The organism is Variovorax sp. Soil_C_39 (genome assembly GCF_057656815.1).
The window spans coordinates 585,976-601,251 of record NZ_JBDGJQ010000002.1 but is presented as its reverse complement, the minus strand read 5'-3'; the positions used below and the strand labels follow the sequence as shown (position 1 = coordinate 601,251).

Here is a 15,276-nt window from a genome sequence, read left to right as displayed (position 1 = left end):
CAGCCGTCGACACACCGTCGGCGCAGCCCCTGCACCCCTGGAGAAACAACACACCATGCGTTCCATCCTTCGCTTCAGCACCGCCGCCGTCCTGCTCGCCGCTTCGGCCGTTCAAGCCCAGACGCCGGCACCCGCCGTGCGCACCGAAAAGAACATCTCGCTGGCGCTCGCGAACCAGATCGCGGCCGAAACCGTGGCCGCGTGCAGCGCCCTCGGCTACAACGTGGCCGCCACCGTGGTCGACCGCGCCGGCACCGTGCGCGCCGTACAGCGCGCCGACAACGCCGGCCCGCACACGCTGGCCTCGAGCGAGCGCAAGGCCTGGACCTCGGCCTCGGCCAAGGCCCCCACGCAGGCCATGATGGAAGGCGCCCAGAAGAACCCCGGCGCCGCCAACCTGGTCTACCTGCCGGGCTTTCTGCTGCTCGGCGGCGGCGTGCCGGTGAAATCGGGCAACGAAGTGATCGGCGCCGTCGGCGTGGGCGGCGCGCCGGGCGGCCACCTCGACGAGCAGTGCGCAAACGCCGCGCTCGAGAAGGTCAAGGGCCTGCTCTGATGACGATCCAGCGCCGCGCATTGCTCTCGGGCCTCGCCGCCGCTGCGCTCGGCGCCGTGGTGCCGGCCCGCGCGCTGGCGCAGGTGGCGCCGCAGCCCGCCGAGGCCGAGGCCTACCAGGGCCTGCACCGCGCCGCCTGGCGTGGCGACCTCGCGAAGATGAAGGCGCTGATCGCGGCCGGCGCGATGCTCGAGGCGCGCGACGCGCACGGCCGCACGCCGCTGCATGTGGCCGCCCATGCACGCCAGCACGACGCGATCCGGCTGCTTGCCAAGGCCGGCGCCGATCTCGACGCGCTCGAGGCCGACCGCTACGACGCCGTCACCATCGCCGCGGTGGCCGACGACGTGCCGACGCTCGCGCTGCTGCTCGCGCTGGGCGCCAAGCCCGGCCAGATCACGAGCCGCTACGACGGCAACGCCCTGATCGCGGCCGCGCACCTCGGCCACGACGAGGTGGTGCGCCGGCTGATCGCGGCGGGCGCACCGCTCGACCATGTCAACAACCTGCACTGGACCGCAGTGATCGAGTCGATCGTGCTCGGCGACGGCGGCCCGCGCCACCAGCGCACGCTCGCCGCGCTCGTCGAGGCCGGTGCCAGCCTGAAGCTCACCGATCGCCAGGGCAACACGCCGCTGCAGCTCGCGAAGGCGCGCGGCTACGCGGCAATGGTCGCGCTGCTCGAGGCAGCGGGCACGGGCCTACAGCGAAAGTAGCGCGCAGCACGGCTGCTGCCGCTCGGGGACAATCGGGGCCTCGCCACGAGGAATCCGCCCCATGTACATGCCCCCGCAGTTCAATGCCAAGGACCCGGCCATCGCGCTGGAACTGATGCGCGCGCACCCGTTCGCCACGCTGATCTCGAACGACGACGACGGCCTGCCGTTCGTCACGCACCTGCCGCTCGTGGCCGAGCAGGATGCCGACGGCGAACTGGTGCTGTTCGGGCATTGCGCCAAGCCCAATCCGCACTGGCGCTTCCTGCAGGCCCGGCCGCAGGCGGTTGCCAGCTTTCTCGGCCCGCATGCGTACCTTTCGCCATCGGTGTATCCCGACCTCGCGCGCGTGCCGACCTGGAACTACCTGGCGGTGCACTGCACGGTCGAGGCCCGGCTGATCGAAACACCCGAGGCCAAGGACGCGCTGCTCAAGAAGCTCATCGGCGAGCACGAGCCCGCCTATGCGCAGCAGTGGCGCGACCTCGGGGAAGCGTTCCAGCACAAGATGCTGGCCGGCATCATGGGCTTCTCGCTGCACGTGCGCGCGCTGCAATCCAAGGTCAAGCTCAACCAGCACCGGCGCGAATCGCATGCCGCGATGCATGCGATGTATGGCGCAGGCACGCCCGACGAGAGAGCACTCGCCGTGTGGATGGAACGCCTCGGGCTCATGGCCGACATTCCGCAGACCGCCGCTGGTACGCAGAGCGCGTGATGATGGCCGCCGACGACGCGCACTGGATGGCGCTCGCGCTGGCCGAGGCGCGGCTGGCGGCCGAGGCCGGCGAGGTGCCGGTGGGCGCGGTGCTCGTCAAGCAGGGGCAGCTCGTCGCGTCGGGACGCAACCGGCCCGTGGCGCAGCACGACCCGAGCGCGCATGCCGAGATCAACGCGCTGCGCGCCGCCGCCGCTGCGCTCGGCAACTACCGCCTCGACGGCTGCGAGCTGTTCGTCACGCTGGAGCCCTGCGCGATGTGCGCCGGCGCCATGCTGCATGCGCGGCTCGCGCGCGTGGTGTTCGGCGCACCCGATCCCAAGACCGGCGCGGCCGGCTCGGTGCTCGACCTCTTCGCGGAACCGCGGCTCAACCATCGCACGCAGGTGCAGGGCGGGGTGCTCGCCGACGAGTGCAGCGCGGTGCTGCAAGCGTTCTTCCGCCTGCGCCGGGAGGCGGCGCGCGAGCAGGCCGAGCCGCTGCGCGACGACGCGCTGCGCACCCCGGCCGAACGCTTCGAGGCGCTCGAAGGCTATGACTTTTCGCCGCACCATGTGCAGGACCTGCCCACGCTGCAGGGCTGGCGCATGCACTACCTCGACGAAGGCCCGGCCGATGCGCCGCTGGCCCTGTGCCTGCACGGGCCTGGCGAATGGAGCTACTTCTTCCGCCACCTCACAGGCGCGCCGGGACTGCGCACGCTGGTGCCCGACCTGATCGGCTTCGGCCAGAGCGACAAGCCCAAGCGCGAGAGCGTGCATCGGCTCGCGTGGCACTGCGAGGTGCTCTGCGAATGGCTCGACCGCATCGCGCCCGGGGCGCCGGTGGCGCTGGTGCACAGCGCCGCGGGCGGGGCGCTCGCCGCGCTGCTGCAGGCGGCGCGACCCGGGCGATTCACTGCCGTGCTGGCTGCGCCTGACGAGGGCACCGCGGCCGGCGCTGCATGGCGCGCGCCATTCCCGGACCGCGGCCACGAGGCGGCACTGCGCGCGCTCGGCCCGGTCGCCCCGGCCTCGGCATCGGGGCCAAGCCCTGCACAGGCCGCCGCGCTCGGGCGGCAGGTGCGCGAGGCAATGGGATACTCGTCGCCGTGAGCACCAAAAAACACATCTACATCTATTCCCCTTCGAGCGCGGTCCGCGACAAGGCCGCATTCCGCCGCGGCGTCGTGAGGCTCGAGAAGCTCGGCCACGAGGTCGAGATCGACGAAGCCGCGTTGTCGGTGCACCAGCGCTTCGCGGGCGACGACGCCACGCGGCTCGCATCGATCACACGCGCCGCGGCAAGCGGCGCCGACATTGCGCTGATCGCGCGCGGCGGCTACGGGCTCACGCGCATCCTCGATGCGGTTCCCTACAAGGCCGTGGCCAAGGCGATCGACCGCGGCACCGAGTTCGTCGGCCTCAGCGACTTCACCGCGCTGCAGAACGCGCTCTTCGCCAAGACCGGCGCCGTCACCTGGGCCGGACCCGCGGTCGGCGAAGACTTCGGTGCCGAGGGCGGCCCCGACGACATCATGGAAGCCTGCTTCGACGACCTGGTGAGCGGGCAGGGCGAGGGCACCGGCTGGCGCATGCCGGTGCGCGATGCAGAGATCCGGTTCAAGCCGGTGCACGGCGCCACGCTCTGGGGTGGCAACCTTTGCGTGCTCGCGAGCCTGCTCGGCACCCCGTATTTCCCGCAGGTCGACAAGGGCGTGCTGTTCCTCGAGGACGTCAACGAGCATCCCTACCGCATCGAGCGCATGCTCGAGCAGTTGCGCATGGCCGGCGTGCTCGCACGGCAGCGCGCGATCGTGCTGGGCCAGTTCACCGGCATGCGCAAGGTGCCCGGCTACGACCGCGGCTTCGGCTTCGAGGCGGTGGTCGACCGGCTGCGCACGCAGCTCAAGGTGCCGGTGCTCACGGGGCTGCCTTTCGGGCATGTGCCGACCAAGGTGCTGCTGCCCGTGGGCGCCAAGGTCGAACTCGCGGCCGACGGGCGCGACGTGTTCATGGTCTGGGGCCATCGGCATGCGCACGGTCATGGCGACCATGCCTGAAGCCTGACGGCCGGCGGCCGGCGGCCGGTCAGCAGACTCTGTGGTGGCGGCGCGGCCCCATGGAACCGGGCAGGCCGCCCTTGAACATGCCGTTGATGGATTTCATCTGGCGGCGCGCGGCGGTTTCGCCGTCGATCGCGCTCAAGGCCAGCATCACGTCCTGGCGCAGGTACCAGAGAGATTCCACATCGACCGCGAAGCGCACGCGCTGCGCCACCCGCTGAACCGAATGTCCGCCGTGCACCTGAAGCACCTTCAGCATGGCCGCGCGGATGCGCACCAGCTGGTGTTCTGCCATGAGAGCGGTCGACCCAGGACCGGGAATTCCTAGAAGTCGGAGGAGGCGACGGACAAGCAGCATGAGACGAAGCAAAACGTATTGCGGCGACGGTGATGGATACCTTAAGCCTCACACAATCAATTCACAAGCTGGGGAATACCGTCCCTTGTTTACAAACAACAAACTTTACGTTGCAGTTGATCAAATAGGGTAGGAATTGCCTGCCTTTGCAGCGATCGCCCCGGGGGCCACGCGGCAGAAGGGAGAATGGCGAGATCCCATCTTTCAACTTGCCATGGACGTTCAAGCCACCGTCGTTTTCGCGGACCTGACGGAAAGCTCCAGGGTCTTCGAGGCCATGGGCAACGCGCGGGCGACCGAAACGGTGACGCGGCTCACCCAGTGGATCGGCAGCATCTGCCAGGCCCACGGCGGGCGGGTCGTGAAGTCGCTGGGCGACGGCGTGTTCGCCGTCTTCGCGCATGCGGCGCCGGCCACGCAGGCGGTCATCGAACTGCAGCGCTACCACCAGAAGCGGCTCATGGCATGGCCGGCGCCGCTGCGCATGGCGCTGCAGATCGGCGTGGCGAGCGGGGACGTGGTCGAAGTCGAAGGCGACTGCTTCGGCGATGCCGTCAACCTGGCGTCGCGGCTGAGCGACCTGGCGGGGCCGGGCCAGATCTGGGCCACCGACGCGGTCATCGCGCAACTGGGCGAAGGCAGCGTGCGGCACCGCGACCTGGGCCTGCTCACGATCCGCGGCCGCAGCGAGATGTCGGCCGTGCACCGCATCGACTGGCAGGAGGAACTGACGGCCTTCCTCACGGTGCCGGCTGCGCTCGCGCCGCTGCGGCTGCCCGATTCGTCCTTCGGCCAGATCGTGCTCGAATGGCTCGACGTGCGCTCGGAGTTCCGCATCGACGAGCTGCCGATCCACCTGGGGCGCGTCGACGAGGCGCAGTTCGTGGTCGACGATCCGCGGGTTTCCCGGCTGCATGCGCGCATCGAAATGCGCCACGGCAGCTGCGTGCTGATCGACCTGAGCACCTACGGCACCTGGGTGCGCTTCCACGGCAATGGCGGCCCGAGCCACGAGATCGCCTTGCGGCGCGAGGAGTGCGTGCTGCACGGCAGCGGCGAGATCGGCCTCGGCGCGCCACTTGGCGACTTCAGCGCACCGACGATCGCCTTCAACACCTCGGGCGGCGGGGTGCACCTGTCGCGCGGGTTCGCGCGCTGAGCCGCACCGTCGGGGTCAGTGTCCGGCGGCCAGGATGTCCGAGAGTTGGCCGATGTCGATCGGCTTCTGCAGGTGGTGGTCGAACAGGTCGCGCGCGGCAGCGCCTGCGGCGTCGTCGGCCGAAAAGCCCGAAATCGCCACCAGCAGTCGCGGGCTGTGGCCGCTGGTGTCGGCGCGCAGGCGCCTGGCGACCTCGCTGCCCGGAAAATCGGGCAGCGTCAGATCGATGAGCGCCGCATCGAAGCGCTCCGCGGCCGCGGCGTCCATGGCCTGTTGCGCGGTGTAGGTGCAGCGCGCCGTATGGTCCTGCAGGGTCAGCAGCTCCCGCAGCAGGTCTGCGGCAGCTTCGTTGTCATCGACGATCAGCACGTTCACGGAGGCGCTTTCTTAATAAATTCAAAGGTCGATCATGCAGTATCCCGGCGCACCAGCGCGCCGGTCGTAGGAGGACGCCTATGCCTGCGCCGGGGTCGGCAGGGCGGCGGGGGTTTCGGCCTGCAAGGGCAGCGTCACCCGGAACAGCGCGCCCTCGCCGGGGTGGCTCTCCACTTCGATGCGCCCGCCGTGCAGGCACACGATGCGCCGCGTGATGAAGAGGCCCAGCCCGAGGCCCGGCGCGTGCTTGCGGCTGTCGTCGGTGCGCTCGAACTGCTCGAAGATGCGCTCCTGGTCCTCGGGCGCGATGCCGATGCCCTGGTCGCGCACCGCGACGTTCGCCATGCCGTCGATTTCGCGCAGCTGCATCTCGACGGGCTTGCCGCGGCCGTAGCGCAGCGCGTTGGTCAGCAGGTTGGTCAGCACCTGCTCGATGCGGAACTCGTCCCACACACCGTGAAGCTGCTGCGGCGCGTCGAGCGCGATCACGGAACCCGCGGCCTCGGCCTGCTGCCGCAGGCCCTCGACCACCGCCCGGGCCAGCGCTGCCAAGTCGACCGACTTGGGCTGGATCGACAGCGCGTCGCGGCGCAGCCGCGTCACGTCGAGCATGTCGTCGATCAGCCGCACCATGTTGCGAATCTGCCGCTGGTCGCGCTCGATCATCGCCGGCAGCCGGTCGGCGGCGAAGGACTCGAGGTTGCCCTTGGCCACATGCAGCTGCCGCAGCTGTGTTTCGAGGTAGAGCGTGTTCAGGGGCGTGCGCAGCTCGTGCGAGACCATCGACATGAAATCGTCGCGCATGCGCACCGCATGCTCCAGCTCGACCTGCGTATGGCGCAGCTGGCGCACGAGCTCTTCCTGCTTGTGGTTGGCGGCCGCGAGCGCGTCGCGCTCGTGCCGCAGCGCCTTGCGGTGGCGGTGGAGGTCGACGAAGACGCTGACCTTGCTCGCGACCACATGCGGATCGAGCGGCTTGTGCAGGAAATCGACCGCGCCGCTTTCGTAGCCCTGGAACGCGTAGTTGAGCTCGCGGCCCGCGGCGCTCACGAAGATGATCGGGATGTGGCGCGTGCGCTCGGTGCCGCGCATCAGCTCGGCCAGCTCGAAGCCGTTCATGCCCGGCATCTGCACGTCGAGGATGGCGAGCGCGAACTCGTGGTCGAGCAACAGCGCCAGCGCCTCCTCGGCAGAGGCCGCGCGGTGCACGGCGCGGCCGGGGCCGCGGATCAGGGCCTCGAGCGCCAGCAGGTTCTCGGGCAGGTCATCGACGATCAGCAGCTTGCTCTCGACGTCAATGGGCATGGGTGGACTCCAGTTGCAGCAGCAGTGCGCGAAGTTCGCGCAGGGGAAGCACGTGATCGGGACGGTGCAGCGCGATGGCCGCTTCGGGCATGGTGGACACCTGGGCTTCCCCGGGGTCCTGCACGGCGGTGAGCCCGCCGGCCAGGTGGATGCGGTACAGGCCCTCGGCGCCGTCTTCGTTGGCGCCGGTAAGTAGCAGCCCGGCCAGCCCGGCGCCATACGCGTCGGCGGCCGAGGCCATGAGCACGTCGATCGAGGGCCGCGAAAACCGCACCGGCGGCTCGCAACTCAGCGAGAACGAGCGGTCGCGCTCGATCGACAGATGGTAGCCCGGCGGCGCGAAATACACCGAGCCGGCAGCGACCGGCATCTTGTCGGCGGCTTCGTGCACCGGTACCTGCAGGCGCTCGGCGAAGATCTCCGCCAGGTGGCTCTCGTGCGCTTCGGGCAGGTGCAGCACGATCACCACCGGCAGGCGCCAGGGCGGCGCAAGACCGTCGAGCAGCGCGATGAGCGCCTCGATGCCGCCGGCCGAGGCGCCGAGCGCCACGGCCTCCACGCGCCGCTCCGGATGGGGCCTTGCGTTCGTCTTCATGAGGCCTTGCGGTAGATGCGCTCGGGCCGCGAATGGGCGTCGAAGCGGCTGGCGTAGCTAGAGAAATCGATGCTTTCCTTGGCGCCCAGGCCGAGGAAGCCGCGGTGGCAGAGTGACTCGTGGAACAGGCCGAGCGCGCGGTCCTGCAGCTCGCGGTTGAAGTAGATCAGCACGTTGCGACACGACACGAGCTGCGTCTCGGCGAACACGCTGTCGGTCGCCAGGCTGTGGTCGGCAAAGATCACGCCGGCGCAGAGCGAGGGGTCGAAGCGCGCCGCGTCGTAGGCCGCGGTGTAGTAGTCGGAAAATTCGCCACGCCCGCCCGCGCGCTGGTAGTTGGCGGTGTAGCCGCGGATCGCCTCGATCGGAAAGATGCCCTGGCGTGCCTTCTCGAGCGAAGCGGGATTGATGTCGGTCGCGTAGATCTGCGTGCGCGCGAGCAGGCCTTCTTCCCGCAACAGGATCGCGAGCGAGAACACCTCCTCGCCAGTACTGCAGCCCGCCACCCACACCTTGACCGACGGGTAGGTGTGCAGGATCGGCACCACCTGCTGGCGCAGCGCAAGAAAGTACGCCGGGTCGCGGAACATCTCGCTGACCGGAATCGTCAGGTACTGCAGCAGCCGCCCGAACAGCGCCGGGTCGCGCAGCACCTTCTCCTGCAGCGCCGAGATGCTCGGCAGGCCCAACTGCTCGAGCGCATGCAGCACGCGGCGCTTCTGCGAGGCCAGCGTGTAGTTGCGGAAGTCGTAGCTGTACTTGAGGTAGATCGCCTCCATCAGCAGCCGCAGCTCGATCTCCGTGTTGCTCAGCACGGCGGGCGGCGGTGGGGCGGCGGGCTTCACAGCCGCTCCATCTTGGGCATCCACACGCGCAGCAGCGAGAACAGCCGCTCCAGGTCGACCGGCTTGGCGAGGTAGTCGCTCGCGCCGGCCGCGAGGCACTGCTCGCGGTCGTCCTTCATGGCCTTGGCGGTGATGGCGATCACCGGCAGCTTGTCGAAGCGCGGGTCGGTGCGCAGCCGGCGCGTGGCCTCGAGGCCGTCCATCTCCGGCATCATCACGTCCATCAGCACGAGGTCGATGTCACGCACCTGGTCGAGCTTCTCGAGCGCCTCTCGCCCGTTGCGGCCGATCTCGACAGTCGCGCCGCGCTGCTCGAGCGCGCTCGTGAGCGCGAACAGGTTGCGCACGTCGTCGTCCACCAGCAGGATGGTGCGGCCCTCGAAGATGCGGTCGCGCCCGCGAGCCGCCTTCAGCATGCCCTGGCGCTCGCTCGAGAGCTCGGCCTCGACCTTGTGCAGGAACAGCGTCACCTCGTCGAGCAGCCGCTCGGGCGAGCGCGCGCCCTTGATGATGATCGAGCGCGAATAGCGCTGCAGCTCGGCTTCCTCGTCGCGCGTGAGGTTGCGCCCGGTATAGACGATGACCGGCGGGAACGAGACGATCTCCTCGGCCGCCATCTGCTTGAGCAGCTCGCTGCCCTGCATGTCGGGCAGGTGCAGGTCGGTGATCATGCAGTCGAACACGCGCTGGCGCAGCAGCACGAGCGCCTCTTCGCCCGAGCCCACGGCGACGATCTCGATGTCGTCGTCGCCGATCAGCCGGATCACGCTTTCGCGCTGCAGCGCGTCGTCCTCGACCAGCAGCACGCTCTTGACCTTCTGCGTGAGCTTCTCTTCCAGCCGCCCGAACACCTTCATCAACTCGGCGCGCGTGGCCGGCTTCTGCGCGTAGCCGATGGCGCCCATGTGCAGTGCGGCCGCCTGCGCGTTCTCGGCCGCCGAGACCACGTGGATCGGGATGTGACGCGTCTTCGGCGAATCCTTCAGCCGCTGCAGCAGGTCGAGCCCGGTGCTGTCGGGCAGCCGCATGTCGAGCAGGATGGCATCGGGCACGAACTGCTGCGCCAGATCGAAGCCGTCGGCCGCGCCGTGCGCGACCAGGCAGCGGTAGCCGAGCTCGTGCGCAAGGTCATAGAGGATGTGTGCGAACTGCGGCTCGTCCTCGATCACGAGCACGCGCCGAACCTGGTCGATCGGCAGCGCCCGGTCGTCGTCGAAGAGCGGCGCCGGCACCGGCGCGGGCGGTGCCGGGCTCGCGTGGCCGAAAGAAGAAGAAGAGAGAGCGGAAGAGGGCGCACGCGTGGGCGACGGGGCGCGCTGCGGCAGTGCCGAGCGTGCGGGCGCGGGCGCCTGCTGCGATGCCTGTGGCGCCGCCGCCGGCAACTGCAAGGTGAAGGTGCTGCCGCGGCCCGGTTCGCTCTGCACGGTGATCGTGCCGCCCAGCAGATGCGTGAGGTCGCGCGAGATCGACAGGCCCAGGCCGGTGCCGCCATAGCGGCGGCTCGTGGTGCCGTCGGCCTGGTGGAAGGCCTCGAAGATCAGCGCCTGCTGCTCGGGCGCGATGCCGATGCCTGAATCGGACACGGCGAAGGCCGCACCGCCGTCGGGCGTGCCCGAGACCACCACCGACACCTCGCCGCTGTCGGTGAACTTGAGGGCGTTCGACAGCAGGTTCTTAAGGATCTGCTCGACGCGGTGCCGGTCGGTGACGAGCGTCGGCGGTATGTCGGGCTGCAGCGCCATGCGGAACGAGAGCTGCTTGTCGGTGGCCAGTGGCCTGAACATGTCCTCCAGGCCTTGCACGAGCTTCGGCAGCGCCAGCTCCTCGACCACCACCTCGAGCTTGCCGGCCTCGACCTTGGCAATGTCGAGGATGTCATTGATCAGCACCAGCAGGTCGTTGCCGGAGGCATAGATCGATTCGGCGAACTTCACCTGCTCGGCGCTCAGGTTGCCCTGCGGGTTGTCGCCGAGCAGCTTGGCGAGGATCAGTGCACTGTTGAGCGGCGTGCGCAGCTCGTGCGACATGTTCGCGAGGAATTCCGACTTGTAGCGGCTGGCGCGCTGAAGCTCGTCGGCACGGTCTTCGAGGTCGCGCTGCACACGGCGCAGCGCGGCATTGCGCTGATCGAGCGCCTCGGTGCGTTCCGACAGCTGGCTGTTGGTCTGCTCGAGCTCGGCCTGCTGGTTCTCGAGCATGGCCTGCGAGGCGCGCAGCGCCCGCGACTGCTCCTCGAGCTCCTCGTTGGCGGTGCGCAGTTCTTCCTGCTGAACCTGCAGTTCCTCGTTGAGCTGCTGTGTCTCGGTGAGCGCGTCCTGCAGCTGCTCGCGGTAGCGCGCGGCCGCAAGCGAGGCGCCGATGTCCTCGGCGACCAGGTCGAGCAGGTCGTTGGTGCGCGCATCGGGGGCGCGCGGCAGGCCGAGCTCGAGCACGCCGTTGACCAGCCCGTCGCTCGACACCGGCACCAGCAGCACGGCCGAGGGCGACATCTCGCCAAGGCCCGAATTGACCTTCAGGTAGTCGGCCTGGATCGGCTCCACCAGCATACGCCGGCGCTCGGCGGCGGCTTGGCCGACGAGGCTCTGGGTCGGCGAGAAGACCTGCGGCGACGACTCGGCCTCCATCGAGAAGCCATAGCTCGCGGCCCGCCGCAGCGAGCCGTGGCGCTCGCGCACGTAGAGCGCCCCCACGGCGCTGCCGAGGTGGCGCGAAAAGAAGGCCAGCACCTTGCGGCCCATGTCGTTGGCGCTGAGTTCGCCGACCAGTTCGCCTACCAGCTCCGTCTGCAGGTTGCGCAGCCATGCCTGCTGGGCCAGCCGCTCTGCATGCGTGGCCTGTTCCTGGAGCACCGCGTCGTAGCTGTCGGACAGCAGCATCAGCTGGCGCCGTCCGAAGTAGGCCACCAGGCCCGTGAAGAGCACCGTGAAGAACAGGAACACGCTCACCACGAGCCAGCTCGTGCGGTTGGCGTCGCCGTTGCGCTGGTGGCGCAAGGTCTGCTCGGTGTTCATGAAGGCATCGAACTCGGCACGCATGCCATCGCTGAGCTGCTTGCCCCGGCCGTCGCGCACGGGCCGAAGGTAGTCGGCGCCGGCGCGGCGCAGGTCGATGAGTTCCTGGGCATACCGGTTCCAGTCGTCCTGCACCGCTGCGATGCGGTCGAGCCGCTCGGTTTGCTGTCGGTTGTCGGACACCAGCTTGCGCAGCGCCTGGAAGTCGCCCTTGATGCGCGGCAGCGCACTCTGGTAGGGCTGGAGAAAGCTCTCGTCGCCCGTCAGCAGAAAACCGCGCAGGCCGGTTTCCATGTCGATGCTCCGGCGCTGCAGCTCGCTGACGCTGCGGGTCACGGTGTCGGAGTGCTCGACCCACCGGATCGTCGACAGCAAGAACAGGATCAGCCCGACGAACACCAGGGCGCCGATCAGCCCGCCGAGCAGCGGGAGTTTCAGGTTGCGGCTGAGCAGGCGGTCGAAGTCATCGGGGTCGATCGCGGTCGGGGTTTTCATTCGTGAGAAGCGTATTTGTAAGCAAAACCTTTGAAGTCTGACCGATTCGAGCGATTTTCCGTGTCAGAGAAGGCGCCGACAGGATTTGGAGCGCCGTCGGCAGGCTTAGTTATACTGTTGTTTTGTACAGTTCTCCCGTGGCCACGGATCCTTCCTCCATGCTCCCCGATATGGCAGCCGATGCGCGCACGGTGTCGGTGCGGGCGCTGTGCGCGTTCGCGGCCAAGGCGGGCGATCTCGACCTGCGTTTCGTGCCTGCGCCGAGCGCCCAGGAGGGCATGGCCGGCCACGCCCTGGTGCAGGACCGGCGCGGCGAGGGCTACGACAGCGAGGTCGCGCTGGTCTCGCACTGCGGGGCGCTGCGCGTGCGCGGCCGGGCGGATGGCCACGTGCCGCAAGCGCCGCGGGTGGAGGAGATCAAGACCTTCCGCGGCGACTTCGACGCCATCCGCGGCAACCATCACGCGCTGCATTGGGCGCAGGCCCGCACTTATGCCTGGATGCTCTGCGAGAAGCACGGCTACGAACGCATCACCGTCGCGCTGGTGTACCTCGACCTCGGCAGCGGCGAAGAAACCGTGCTCGAGGAGCCGCACACCCGCGAAGCGCTGCAGGCGCATTTCGAAGACCTGTGCGCGCGCTACAGCGCCTGGGCCGACAGCGAGGCCGCGCACCATGCGGCACTCGGCGCGGCGCTGGCGGGGCTGGCGTTTCCGCACGGGGCGTTCCGCGCCGGCCAGCGCGAACTGGCCGAGGCCGTCTATCGGGCCGCTGCGAACGGCCGCTGCCTGATGGTGCAGGCGCCCACGGGCATCGGCAAGACGCTGGCCACGATCTTTCCGCTGCTCAAGGCCCGGGCCGCGCAGAAGATCGACAAGATCTTCTTTCTCACGGCCAAGACCTCGGGCCGCGCCGTGGCGCTCGACGCGCTGCGCCTGCTCGGGCCCGGTGGCGGCAAGGCGCGGGTGCTGGAACTCACCGCGCGCGAGAAGGCCTGCGAATACCCCGAGCGCGCCTGCCACGGCGACGCCTGTCCGCTGGCCAAGGGCTTCTACGACCGCCTGCCCGCCGCGCGCGAGGAGGCTGCGCAGGCGGTCAGGCTCGACCGGCCGGCGCTGCGGCGCATCGGGCTCGCGCATGGCGTGTGCCCGTATTTCCTGGCGCAGGAGATGGCGCACTGGTGCGACGTGATCGTCGGCGACTACAACTACTACTTCGACGGCAGCGCCTTCCTGTTCGCCACCATGAAAGATGCCGAATGGCGCGTGGCCGTGCTGGTCGACGAAGCGCACAACCTGCTCGAACGTGCGCGCGGCATGTACAGCGCCGAACTCGACGGCCCGGCCCTCGAGGAAGCCCATCGCGCGGCGCCCGCGGCCGTGCGCGGCGCGCTGGCGCGGCTGTACCGCGAGTGGGACGCCGTGCAGCAGGCGCAATCCGAGCCCTACGACACCTGCGACGAGATCCCCGATCGCTTCGCGCGCACGCTGCAGGCCGCCAACATGGCGATGGGCGAGCATTTTGCCGCCACCCCCGACGCGGCGCAGGGGCCGCTGCAACGCTTCTTCTTCGACGCGCTGCATTTCGCGCGGCTGGTCGAAGCTTTCGGCGACCATTCGGTGTTCGAACGCCGGCTCGGCCCGACGGGCGGTCCGGGCCAGCCGCGCAGCCTTTCCATTCGCAACCTTGTGCCCGCACCGTTCCTGGAGGCGCGCTTTGCCGATGCGGCTTCGGTCGCGTGTTTCTCGGGCACGCTGTCGCCGTTCGCGTTCTACCGCGACGCGCTCGGGCTGCCACCCGAGACGGCGCTGCTCGACGTCGCGTCACCTTTCGGCAGCGACCAGCTGCAGGTCGAGGTGGCGACCCACGTCTCGACCCGCTTCCGTGACCGCGCGGGGTCGCTGCGCCGCGTCACCGACATCATGGGCGCGCAGTTCGAGCGCCGGCCCGGCAACTACCTCGCGTTCTTCAGCAGCTTCGACTACCTCGAACAGGCTTTCGCGGCCTTTCTCGCGCGGCATCCCGGCGTGCCCGCCTGGGCCCAGACGCGGGGCATGGCCGAATCCGAGCGCAGCGGCTTCGTGGCGCGCTTCGAGGAAGGCGGCCACGGCATCGGCTTTGCCGTGCTCGGCGGCGCCTTCGGGGAGGGCATCGACCTGCCGGGCAGCCGGCTCATCGGCGCCTTCATCGCGAGCCTGGGCCTGCCGCAATACAACGCGCTCAACGAGATCACGCGCGAACGCATGCAGGCGCGCTTCGGCAAGGGCTACGAATACACCTACCTCTATCCGGGCCTGCAGAAGGTGGTGCAGGCGGCCGGCCGCGTGATCCGCACCGAGCGGGACACCGGCGTGCTGCACTTGTTGGACGACCGCTTCGCACGCGCCGAGATCCGCGCGCTGCTGCCGCGCTGGTGGGCGCTGCGCATCGGTGGTGCGGCCGGGGCGACGCACGAAGGAGCGGCCGATGCGATCGGCTAGCCGCATCGTCCAGTTGCCCGACGAGGCCGACCTGTTCGGCGAATCGCCCGCCGCCGCGATCGAGGGGCTGAAGTACGAGCGCGAGTTCATCACCCGTGCCGAGGAAGAGGAACTGCTGCGCACCGTGCGCGGCTTCGAACTGCGCGAGATGCGCTACAAGGCCTACATCGCGCGGCGCCACGGCATCGGCTTTGGCGGCAGCTACGACTTCGAGGACCACAGGCTGCGCCCCGGCCCGCCGATGCCCGAATCGCTGCACCCGCTGCGGGCACGGGTGGCCGCATGGATGGGCATGGCGCCCGAGAATTTCGCGCATGCGCTGCTTGCCGAATACCGGCCCGGCACGCCGCTCGGCTGGCACCGCGACGTGCCGGATTTCGAGGACATCGTGGGCGTTTCGCTGCTCGGCGACGCCGTGCTGCAGCTGCGGCCCTATCCGCCGGCCAGTGCCAGCGCACCCGCGAGCCTGCAGCTGCGAATCGCGCCGCGCTCCATCTACATGCTGCGCGGCCCTGCGCGCTGGGCCTGGCAGCACGCGATCGCGCCGACCGAAGGGCTGCGCTATTCCATCACCATGCGCACGCGCCGGCAGGGGTGAGCGGCGGTGTGCGGCGGCCAG

The 15,276-nt window shown here is 69.5% G+C and carries 14 protein-coding genes; 8 read left to right on the top strand and 6 right to left on the bottom strand.

The annotated features are described in order from the left end of the window. The first annotated feature begins 55 nt into the window (after window positions 1–55). From AC3A6J_RS06865 to AC3A6J_RS06845, 5 genes are all read left to right on the top strand, one after another. Window positions 56–556, top strand: coding sequence for a GlcG/HbpS family heme-binding protein (locus AC3A6J_RS06865; RefSeq protein ID WP_487859158.1), 501 nt, complete (start codon window positions 56–58; stop codon window positions 554–556). Continuing rightward, complete coding sequence (locus AC3A6J_RS06860) at window positions 556–1,272, top strand: ankyrin repeat domain-containing protein (RefSeq protein ID WP_487859157.1); 717 nt, start codon at window positions 556–558, stop codon at window positions 1,270–1,272. Before AC3A6J_RS06865 ends, AC3A6J_RS06860 begins: the two co-directional genes overlap by 1 nt. Window positions 1,273–1,333: 61 nt before the next feature. Next, window positions 1,334–1,990, top strand: a complete 657-nt coding sequence (locus AC3A6J_RS06855) for an FMN-binding negative transcriptional regulator (RefSeq protein WP_487859156.1) — start codon at window positions 1,334–1,336, stop codon at window positions 1,988–1,990. Then, entirely contained in the window at window positions 1,990–3,084 is a 1,095-nt protein-coding gene (gene tadA, locus AC3A6J_RS06850; protein ID WP_487859155.1) for a tRNA adenosine(34) deaminase TadA, read from the top strand. The genes AC3A6J_RS06855 and tadA overlap by 1 nt, the downstream gene beginning before the upstream one ends. After that, window positions 3,081–4,031 carry an LD-carboxypeptidase gene (locus AC3A6J_RS06845; protein ID WP_487859154.1) on the top strand — a complete coding sequence of 317 codons (951 nt, stop codon included), beginning with the start codon at window positions 3,081–3,083 and terminating at the stop codon, window positions 4,029–4,031. Before tadA ends, AC3A6J_RS06845 begins: the two co-directional genes overlap by 4 nt. Window positions 4,032–4,059: 28 nt before the next feature. Here the strand turns inward: AC3A6J_RS06845 and AC3A6J_RS06840 are convergent, their stop codons facing one another. Beyond that, entirely contained in the window at window positions 4,060–4,311 is a 252-nt protein-coding gene (locus tag AC3A6J_RS06840; RefSeq protein WP_487859153.1) for a hypothetical protein, read from the bottom strand. A 295-nt stretch (window positions 4,312–4,606) separates the two neighbouring features. Here AC3A6J_RS06840 and AC3A6J_RS06835 point away from each other — a divergent pair, with 295 nt between their 5' ends. Next, window positions 4,607–5,551, top strand: a complete 945-nt coding sequence (locus AC3A6J_RS06835) for an adenylate/guanylate cyclase domain-containing protein (RefSeq protein WP_487859152.1) — start codon at window positions 4,607–4,609, stop codon at window positions 5,549–5,551. Window positions 5,552–5,566: 15 nt separating this feature from the next. Here AC3A6J_RS06835 and AC3A6J_RS06830 read toward each other — a convergent pair whose 3' ends face one another. From AC3A6J_RS06830 to AC3A6J_RS06810, 5 genes are all read right to left on the bottom strand, one after another. After that, window positions 5,567–5,926 (bottom strand): response regulator, encoded by a 360-nt coding sequence (locus AC3A6J_RS06830; RefSeq protein ID WP_487859151.1) that lies wholly within the window; start codon window positions 5,924–5,926, stop codon window positions 5,567–5,569. A gap of 78 nt (window positions 5,927–6,004) precedes the next feature. Further along, complete coding sequence (locus tag AC3A6J_RS06825) at window positions 6,005–7,231, bottom strand: hybrid sensor histidine kinase/response regulator (RefSeq protein WP_487859150.1); 1,227 nt, start codon at window positions 7,229–7,231, stop codon at window positions 6,005–6,007. Beyond that, window positions 7,221–7,826, bottom strand: coding sequence for a chemotaxis protein CheB (locus AC3A6J_RS06820; RefSeq protein ID WP_487859149.1), 606 nt, complete (start codon window positions 7,824–7,826; stop codon window positions 7,221–7,223). The genes AC3A6J_RS06825 and AC3A6J_RS06820 overlap by 11 nt, the downstream gene beginning before the upstream one ends. Beyond that, on the bottom strand, window positions 7,823–8,671 hold the full coding sequence (locus AC3A6J_RS06815) for a CheR family methyltransferase (protein WP_487859148.1): 849 nt from the start codon (window positions 8,669–8,671) through the stop codon (window positions 7,823–7,825). The genes AC3A6J_RS06820 and AC3A6J_RS06815 overlap by 4 nt, the downstream gene beginning before the upstream one ends. Next, window positions 8,668–12,177, bottom strand: a complete 3,510-nt coding sequence (locus AC3A6J_RS06810; protein ID WP_487859147.1) for a response regulator — start codon at window positions 12,175–12,177, stop codon at window positions 8,668–8,670. Before AC3A6J_RS06810 ends, AC3A6J_RS06815 begins: the two co-directional genes overlap by 4 nt. 158 nt (window positions 12,178–12,335) lie before the next feature. Between AC3A6J_RS06810 and AC3A6J_RS06805 the strand changes: the two genes are divergently transcribed. Then, entirely contained in the window at window positions 12,336–14,657 is a 2,322-nt protein-coding gene (locus AC3A6J_RS06805) for a helicase C-terminal domain-containing protein (protein ID WP_487859146.1), read from the top strand. Further along, complete coding sequence (locus AC3A6J_RS06800; RefSeq protein WP_487859145.1) at window positions 14,644–15,255, top strand: alpha-ketoglutarate-dependent dioxygenase AlkB; 612 nt, start codon at window positions 14,644–14,646, stop codon at window positions 15,253–15,255. Before AC3A6J_RS06805 ends, AC3A6J_RS06800 begins: the two co-directional genes overlap by 14 nt. Window positions 15,256–15,276 lie beyond the last annotated feature (21 nt).